The organism is Corallococcus llansteffanensis (assembly GCF_003612055.1).
Classification (GTDB): Bacteria; Myxococcota; Myxococcia; order Myxococcales; family Myxococcaceae; genus Corallococcus; species Corallococcus llansteffanensis.
The window spans coordinates 1-7,077 of the sequence record NZ_RAWB01000520.1; the positions used below are offsets into that span (position 1 = coordinate 1).

The 7,077-nt window shown below is 72.9% G+C and carries 4 protein-coding genes; 3 read left to right on the forward strand and 1 reads right to left on the reverse strand.

Annotation, left to right across the window (positions count from 1 at the left end):
* Nucleotides 1-37: 37 nt before the first annotated feature.
* The 3 genes from D7V93_RS33840 to mdcG all read left to right on the forward strand — a co-directional run bounded on the left by D7V93_RS33840 (nt 38) and on the right by mdcG (nt 5,176).
* Nucleotides 38-2,512 (forward strand): ribonuclease H-like domain-containing protein, encoded by a 2,475-nt coding sequence (locus tag D7V93_RS33840; RefSeq protein WP_120647311.1) that lies wholly within the window; start codon nt 38-40, stop codon nt 2,510-2,512.
* 117 nt (nt 2,513-2,629) lie between these two features.
* On the forward strand, nt 2,630-4,168 hold the full coding sequence (locus tag D7V93_RS33845; RefSeq protein ID WP_167509529.1) for a hypothetical protein: 1,539 nt from the start codon (nt 2,630-2,632) through the stop codon (nt 4,166-4,168).
* Between the two features lie 348 nt (nt 4,169-4,516).
* Nucleotides 4,517-5,176 carry a malonate decarboxylase holo-[acyl-carrier-protein] synthase gene (mdcG, locus tag D7V93_RS33850; protein ID WP_120647313.1) on the forward strand — a complete coding sequence of 220 codons (660 nt, stop codon included), beginning with the start codon at nt 4,517-4,519 and terminating at the stop codon, nt 5,174-5,176.
* A gap of 1 nt (nt 5,177) precedes the next feature.
* Here the strand turns inward: mdcG and D7V93_RS33855 are convergent.
* On the reverse strand, nt 5,178-7,077 hold a 1,900-nt coding region (locus D7V93_RS33855), incomplete at its 5' end, for a glycoside hydrolase family 183 protein (RefSeq protein WP_341870980.1).

Consider the following 7,077-nt stretch of genomic DNA (forward strand, 5'->3'; position numbering starts at 1 on the left):
GCGCATCCCCATGGTCCCCCCACCCGCGGTCCATCCGATGGAGGAGGAGTGGTTGTGGGGATGGGACCCCACGCCCGGCATCGTGTCCGTGTGGGCGGAGCCTGACGGACGCGCCTTCGTGTGGAAGCGGCAGCCCGGGACCTCCGTGCGGATCCGCGAGGACGCACGCTACCGGCCGTGGTTGCTGCTCGCGTCGCTCCAGGACCTGGAGCACCTGGGCGCGGGGCTCCAGCCGGAAGGACCGTCGTCCACGGCAAGCGCGGCGGGCACGGTGACGTTCCGCGAGCTGGAGGGGCCGGGGGCGCTGCGCTACGTGGTGAGCGCGGACGATGGCCGGGCGCTGGGGGCCGCGGTGCTCCGGGGCGCGTCGGCGCGGCTGGGCCAGCGGGTGGGCCACCTGCGCGACCTGGGCGCCCACGAGGTGCTGGTGCTGCCCCCCGAGGAGCAGTACCTGGTCGCCACCGGGCGCACGTACTTCCGCGACTTGGTGTTCGACGACCTGCGCCGGCTCCAGTTCGACCTGGAGACCACCGGCCTGGACCCGGCGAAGGACCGCATCTTCCTCGTCGCGCTGAGGGACCCCGAGGGCCGCGCCCAGACGCTGGAGGTGACGGCGGACGGCGACGCGGGCGAGGCGGACCTGCTGCGCCGGTTGGTGGCGCGCATCCGCGAGGCGGACCCCGACGTGGTGGAGAACCACAACCTGCACGGCTTCGACCTGCCCTTCCTGGACCAGCGCGCGAAGCGGCTGAACGTGCCGCTGGCGCTGGGCCGCGCGGGCCTGCCGGGGTTGCGCCACCGGCCCTCCGCCCGGGGCGCCGCGCTCGGACGGGGACCGGGGGGCCGCGAGGCGGACCCCATGCGCCGCGCGCGCTACACCGTGCCGGGGCGCGAGTTCATCGACACGCTGGACGCCGTGCGCCGGCACGACTTCTCCGCCCGCGACCTGCCCGGCCACGGCCTCAAGGCGGTGGCGCGGCACCTGGGGCTCGCGGGGCCCGAGCGCGAGCTCATCCCCGGCGCGCGCGTGTACGAAGTCTTCCGCAAGGACCCGGAGCGGGTGCGCCGCTACGCGCGCGACGACGTGACGGAAGCGGCGGGGCTCGCGCACCTGCTGGGCGGCGCGGTGTTCGCGCTCGCGCGCATGGCGCCCCGGCGGTACGAGCGGCTGGCGGACGCGGGCCCGGCCACCGGCGTGTTGGATCCGCTGCTGGTGCGCGCGTACCTGCGGGCGGGCGCGGCGCTGCCCGCGCACGAGTCCGGCGACGGCACGTCCCACAGCGGTGCGGCGCTGCACCTGTTCGCCACCGGCGTCGCGCACCACGTGGTCAAGGCGGACGTGGCCAGCCTCTACCCGTCGCTGATGCGCCAGTACCGCATCGGGCCGAAGCGCGACCGGCTGAACGTGCTGCTCGCGCTGGTGGACCGGCTGGTGGATCAGCGGCTGGACGCGAAGGCGAAGGGGAAGAAGGCCCCGCCCGGCTCCCCGGAGCGCCACACGCACGAGGCGATCTCCGCGGCGATGAAGCTCATCGTCAACTCCGCCTACGGCTACCTGGGCGCGGTGGGCCTCACGCGCTTCTCGGACGTGCACGCCGCCAACGAGGTGACGCGGCACGGGCGCGAGGTGCTGGGCCTGCTGTGCCGCGAATTGGCCGCCCGGGGCGTGACGCTGCTGGAGGCCGACACGGACGGCGTCTACTTCGCGGTGCCGGACACCTGGACGGAGGTCGACGAGCGCCGCGTGGTGTCGGAGGTCGCGGCCCTGCTGCCGCCCCGCGTGCGGCTGGAGTTCGACGGGCGCTACGCCGCGATGCTGTCGCACGAGCCGAAGAACTACGCGCTGCAGCCCTACTCAGGGCCCCTGCTGCTGCGCGGCGTGGCGTTCCGCTCCAGCCGCGCGGAGCCGTACGGGGAGGACTTCCTGCGCCGCGCCCTCCAGCACCTGCTCAACGGGAACGTCAGCGCCGTGCGCGACACCTATGTGGACACGGTGATGGCGCTGCGCAGACGCCAGGTGCCCACCTTCGAGGTGACGACCCAGGTGCGGCTGACGAAGGGGCCTGCCCAGTACCTCGCCACGCGCAAGCAGCGGCGCGAACTGCCCTACGAGGCCCTGCTCACGAACGGCCGCGAGCACTGGTCCCTGGGCGAGCGCGTGCGCGTCTACCGCGCCACGGGCGGCCGCGCGGGCCTGCTGCCGGAACCGGATGCCGAGGACGGCGAGCCCACGCCCCGCGCCGCTCACGGCTCCCCGGCCGGCGATGATCCGCGCGACTACGACGTCGAGTACTACGTGCGGCTGCTCAAGGACACGTTCGCGGCCCGGCTCGCGCGCGGGCTTCGCGCGGAGGACTTCGCCACGGTGTTCGCGGATCCCGGACAGCCCTCGCTCTTCACCGCTTCGCTCTCCGACGCGCGGCCCGTGCTCAACGTGGTCCGCCAGCCCCGAGGCCCGGAGTTCGGAGAGGCCCCGGAGCACGCCGACGCCGACCCCGACGTCGCTCCGTGAAGGTCCTTGGAACTCCGCGTTTCTCACCGTGGCTGGAACCTTGTCGTGTCGCGGTTCCAGCGAGAGTCGTGGGGTGGGTTCTGCTACAGTGCGTCAATCTCGATGGCCTTCAAGTTGATGACCCGTCCCACGCCCCGCGCGCTGGTCGTTCCCGGCACCGTGGCGCTGCTGCTCCTGCTCCCCTTCCCCATCTACTGGAGCGCGGTCATCCACCGGTATGGCCTGCGCGACGACTACGCCATCCTCCGCGAGGCGCGCGAGGAGCCGGGGAAGATCCTGCGCGTCTGCGCGTCGCAGGGCCGTCCGCTCTACGGCTGGATGCTGGAGGCGTCCGCGCGCGCGGCGGGAGGCATCGACGGGCTGACGGGGCTGCGCCTGCTGGGCGTCGCGGGGCTGGGCGTGCTCGCGGCGGCGGTCTTCCTGATGCTGCGCAAGGAGGGCTGGCGCCCCACGTCAGCGGCGCTGCTGGCGGGGTTCCTGACGCTGACGCCGTCCGCGCAGGTCATCGCCAACTGGGGCATCTGCTGGCCGCAGGCGGTGGCGCTGATGCTGGGGCTCCTGGCGTTCGCGCTCGCCCGTCGCGCCATCGGCCGGCCGGAGGCGCCCGCGTCGCATCCGGGGCGCTGGGCGCTGGCCGCCGTGGGGGCCATGTCCGCCGCGACGCTCATCTACCAGGTGAGCGGGCTGTTCTACGCGGTGCTGCTCGCGGCGGCGCTGGTGGTGCGGCGTGACACGTCGCTCAAGGACACCGCGCGCTGGATGGCGAAGCACCTGTGGGTGATGGGCCTGGGGCTGGTGCTCGCGTACCTCATCACCAAGGTGACGTTCGCCACGGGCCTCTTCACGCCGTCCACGCGGATCGTCTTCGAGAAGCACTGGGTGGACAAGACGCTCTGGGCGCTCACGCACGTGTTCCCCAACGCGCTCGCCCTGTCCGCGCTCAACGAGACGCTGGGCGGCGACATGGACGGCTACTGGTCCATGGTGGTGCTGACGCTGACGCTGCTGGGCGTGGGCGTCGCCGTGGAGGGGCGCCGCTCGGGGCTCATCGGCGTGGGGCGCTGGCTCTTGGCGCTGGTGACGCTGTCGGCCGCGGCGTACTCGGTCAGCTTCCTCGCCGGGGAGCGCTGGCCCACCTACCGCACGCTCAACGCGCTCACCGGCGTGTGGGCCGTCTTCTTCGCCGCGTCGCTCGTGAACCTGGGCACCGTCTGGCCCCGGCACGGGCCGCGCCTGGCCACGCTGCTGCTCACCGGGTTCGTGGGCTTCAGCGCGCTGCTCGCGCACGAGCAGTCCCTGGAGCTGTTCGCGCTGCCCCAGGGCCGGGAGCTGGCGCTGATGGAGGAGGGCGCGAGCCTCGTCGTGCCGGCCTGGAAGCCGCGCGTCTTCGTCCTCACCGCGAAGCAGACGGACTCCTCCGCCCCGTTCCGCTACCTGGACGAGTTCGGCTCCGTGTCCGTGGACTCCGAGTGGGTGGCGAAGGAGATGCTCAAGGCGCTCGTGAAGGAGCGCTTTCCCCGCGAGCCTGACGTCAGCGGCCTCTACCGCTTCGCCGCCGGCCCCGTCGCCCCGGAGCCGCGCAACTACGACATCCTCATCGACATGCGGCGGCAGCACGTCAGCGCCGCGCGCCCCGTCGTCCAGCAGCCCCGCTGAACTCGCGCCCCAGCGGACCGCCGCGTGCCGGGATGAAGCTCCCGGTGCCGGAGGTTGCAGGCTTCACGCGGTGGGGGTTCGCCCCCGCCGTGGGAACAGCCCTGCCGTGCGCAGGACCTCCCACCCGGATTTCCGGGGAGATGTGTGGAGCGGCGGCTTCCCCGACCTCTCTCGCGTCGACGCGTGCAGGTTGGACCCCACCCGGGGCGTGAATCCGGGTAATGAATCCGTCACGGATGTCGCCAGTGCTCCTGCCCCTCCTTCCGCCTGCGCGAGCCCCGAGGGCCGCAACGTCCCGCGTCGCGGAAGGACGCCCGGGTTCCACCCGGACAGAGGGGACTGGCCTCGATGCCGGCTGAACGTCCGGCGCGGCACGACTGGGTGTACCTGGGCGCGGACTGGGCCCAGCACCTGCGCTCCACGCCAGGCCCGGACGTCCACCGGCAGGTGACGGAGTGGCGGGAGCACGGCCGGCCCTTCGCCGTCGCCCGCCAGGACCTTCCGGACCGGGACGACGAGCTGCGACTGGGCCTCACCCTGCCCGACCGCCGTCACCTCGCGCTGCACGTGGGCCTTCCCGCGGTGGAGCGCTGGCTGCCGCCTCCCACGCTGAATGAGACGCGCCCCACGGCGCCCGAGGCGTGGCGCTCCGCGCTGGAGGACGTCGTCGCCCTGGGCGCCGCGCTGGACCTCACGGTGCGGGTGTTCGGCTCGCTGGCCTGGCAGCACCGCTCCGGCGTGACCTTCCTGCGGCCGATGTCGGACGTGGACCTGCTGTTCGCCCCCGCGCGCTGGTCCGACGTGGAGCGGCTGCTCTTCGGGCTGGAGGCGGTGTCGCGCCGCCACTCGGTGGTGCGCCTGGATGGCGAGGTGCTGCTGCCCGACGGGGGCGCGGTGTCGTGGCGCGAGCTGGCGCTGGAGCCGGAGCGCATCTGGGTCACCGGCCCCCGGGGCGCGAGCCCCCGCACGCTCCGGGAGCTGCGCGCGCTGTTCCCCGCCGAGCCCTGACTCAGTTGCGCGTCACCGCGACGTCATCCACCTGCAGCCAGGTGTCGCCCGCGTTCGCCCACGTCCCGGCGTACACCTCCACGGCGTGGTTCGCGCCGGAGTCGAACGTGACGCTCAAGAGCGTGTAGTTGCCCAGGGGCTGCGTGAGGTGCGTCTCGTTGAGGATGGGGCCGGCGTTCAGCGCCCGCGCGCCGAAGTAGCCGTCGTTCTGGTTCGCGGACGTCTTCACCCAGCCCGTCAGCGTGTAGCGCGTGCCTGGCGTCACCGCGACCTCCTGCACGATGGCGTTCCACCCGCTCGAGTTGCGCACCCACGCGTTGTTCGCGCCCGTGCGCGCGAAGCCCAGCCCCCGGTCGATGCCCGCGCCGCCGTGCGCGTACCAGGGCGAGGTGGCGGTGCCGGACGGCTGCTGCTCGAAGCCGCCCTGCGCCACCAGGTTCGCGCCCCGGGTGAGGCTCACGTCATCCAGCTGCGCCCAGGTGTCGCCGCTGTCCGCCCACACGCCGCCGTAGACCTCCACCACGGTGTTGGCGCCGGAGTTGAACGTGACGGCGCGCTCCGTCCACGCCCCCAGCGCGCCGAAGGGCGCCTCGCCCAGGACGGGGCCGTTGCCCGCCGCGCGCGCGCCGAAGTAGCCCGCCGCGTTGTTGGGCGACGTGCGCAGCCAGCCCTTCAGCGTGTAGTCCGTGTAGGGCCGCACGACAACGCTCTGCTTGAGCGCATTCCAGCCGCTGCTCCCGCGCACGAAGCCGTTGTCCTGCCCGGTGCGGGCCTGGCCCACCGCCCGGTCGATGCCGCCTCCGCCCGCGAGGTACCAGGGCGCCATCACCGGCGTCGCCGCCTGCGTCTCGAAGCCCGGCTCGGACAAGAGGTTGTCCCCCTGCGTGTCGGCGGTGAGCGACGCGCGCAGGAGGAACGTGTTGTAGGGCGTCCACTGCGAGCTGATGAAGTACAGCTCGCTGGCGGTGTTGCCCCACGGGTGGATGAACGCGTTGTAGATGCCGGGGAAGGCCGCGCCGGTGGCCAGCAGCTTCTCCCCGCTCCACGGCCCCGTCGGCGTGCCCGCGTCGCGCAGGACGACGGCCTGACGGTGCTCGTTGAGGTACGTCATCAGGAAGCGGCCCAGCGCCGCGTTGTAGGCGACGGACAGCTCCCCCGCGATGCCGATGACCACCGGCCGCGCCGCCGCCTGGGACGTGGACCAGCCGTTGCCGTCCCAGTAGCGGTAAGCATTGATGTCCAGCAGCGCGCCCTCCGGCACCCGCGCCAGGTGCACGTTGCCGAAGCGGCCGTTGGGCGTCCCGTACAGGTAGACGAACCCACCGTTCTTCACGAGGGCCGCCATCTGGAACGGGTTCGTCCACGAGGCGTTGTTCACCCAACGGGCGGTGGCGTGCTTCACCCAGTTCTGCCCGTTGTCATCCGAGTACGCGATGCCCGCGTGATTGGTGATCCACTGCCCCGGGTCCCCCCAGTGCCTCACGGACATGTAGTGGATGTAGTGCCGCGCGCCCACGGTGACGCCCGCGGTGGGGATGACGGTCATCTCGTCGTTGTCCACCTTGCGCGACGGCAGGATCTCCTTCGCGTGCCGGGGAGCGTCCTGGATCATCGTGGTGAAGGTGAGCCCGTTGGACAGCGTGGTGTCCGCCGAGCGCGCCAGCACGTTGCTGCGCCACCCACCGCCGCACCCGCCGTTGCCGCACCAGCCCGCGCCGAAGGTGTCCCCGAAGAGGACGAACACCTCGTTGCCGCCCTTGTCCCAGACGATGCCCAGGTCCGTGCCGTAGACCTCGTAGTTGGAGTGCGTCTGGTTCGGGTTGGGCAGCAGCTCCCCCGCGGGCGTCGCGCCCGTCACCCGCGCCACCTTCGTCACGTTCGTCGGCGTCACCGCCCCCGCC

What these genes read in the sequence shown, in the direction of transcription:
- D7V93_RS33845 (WP_167509529.1), top strand. Translation starts at nt 2,630, where the DNA reads ATGACCCGTCCCACGCCCCGCGCGCTGGTCGTTCCCGGCACCGTGGCG.
- D7V93_RS33840 (WP_120647311.1), top strand. Translation starts at nt 38, where the DNA reads ATGGAGGAGGAGTGGTTGTGGGGATGGGACCCCACGCCCGGCATCGTG.
- mdcG (WP_120647313.1), top strand. Translation starts at nt 4,517, where the DNA reads ATGCCGGCTGAACGTCCGGCGCGGCACGACTGGGTGTACCTGGGCGCG.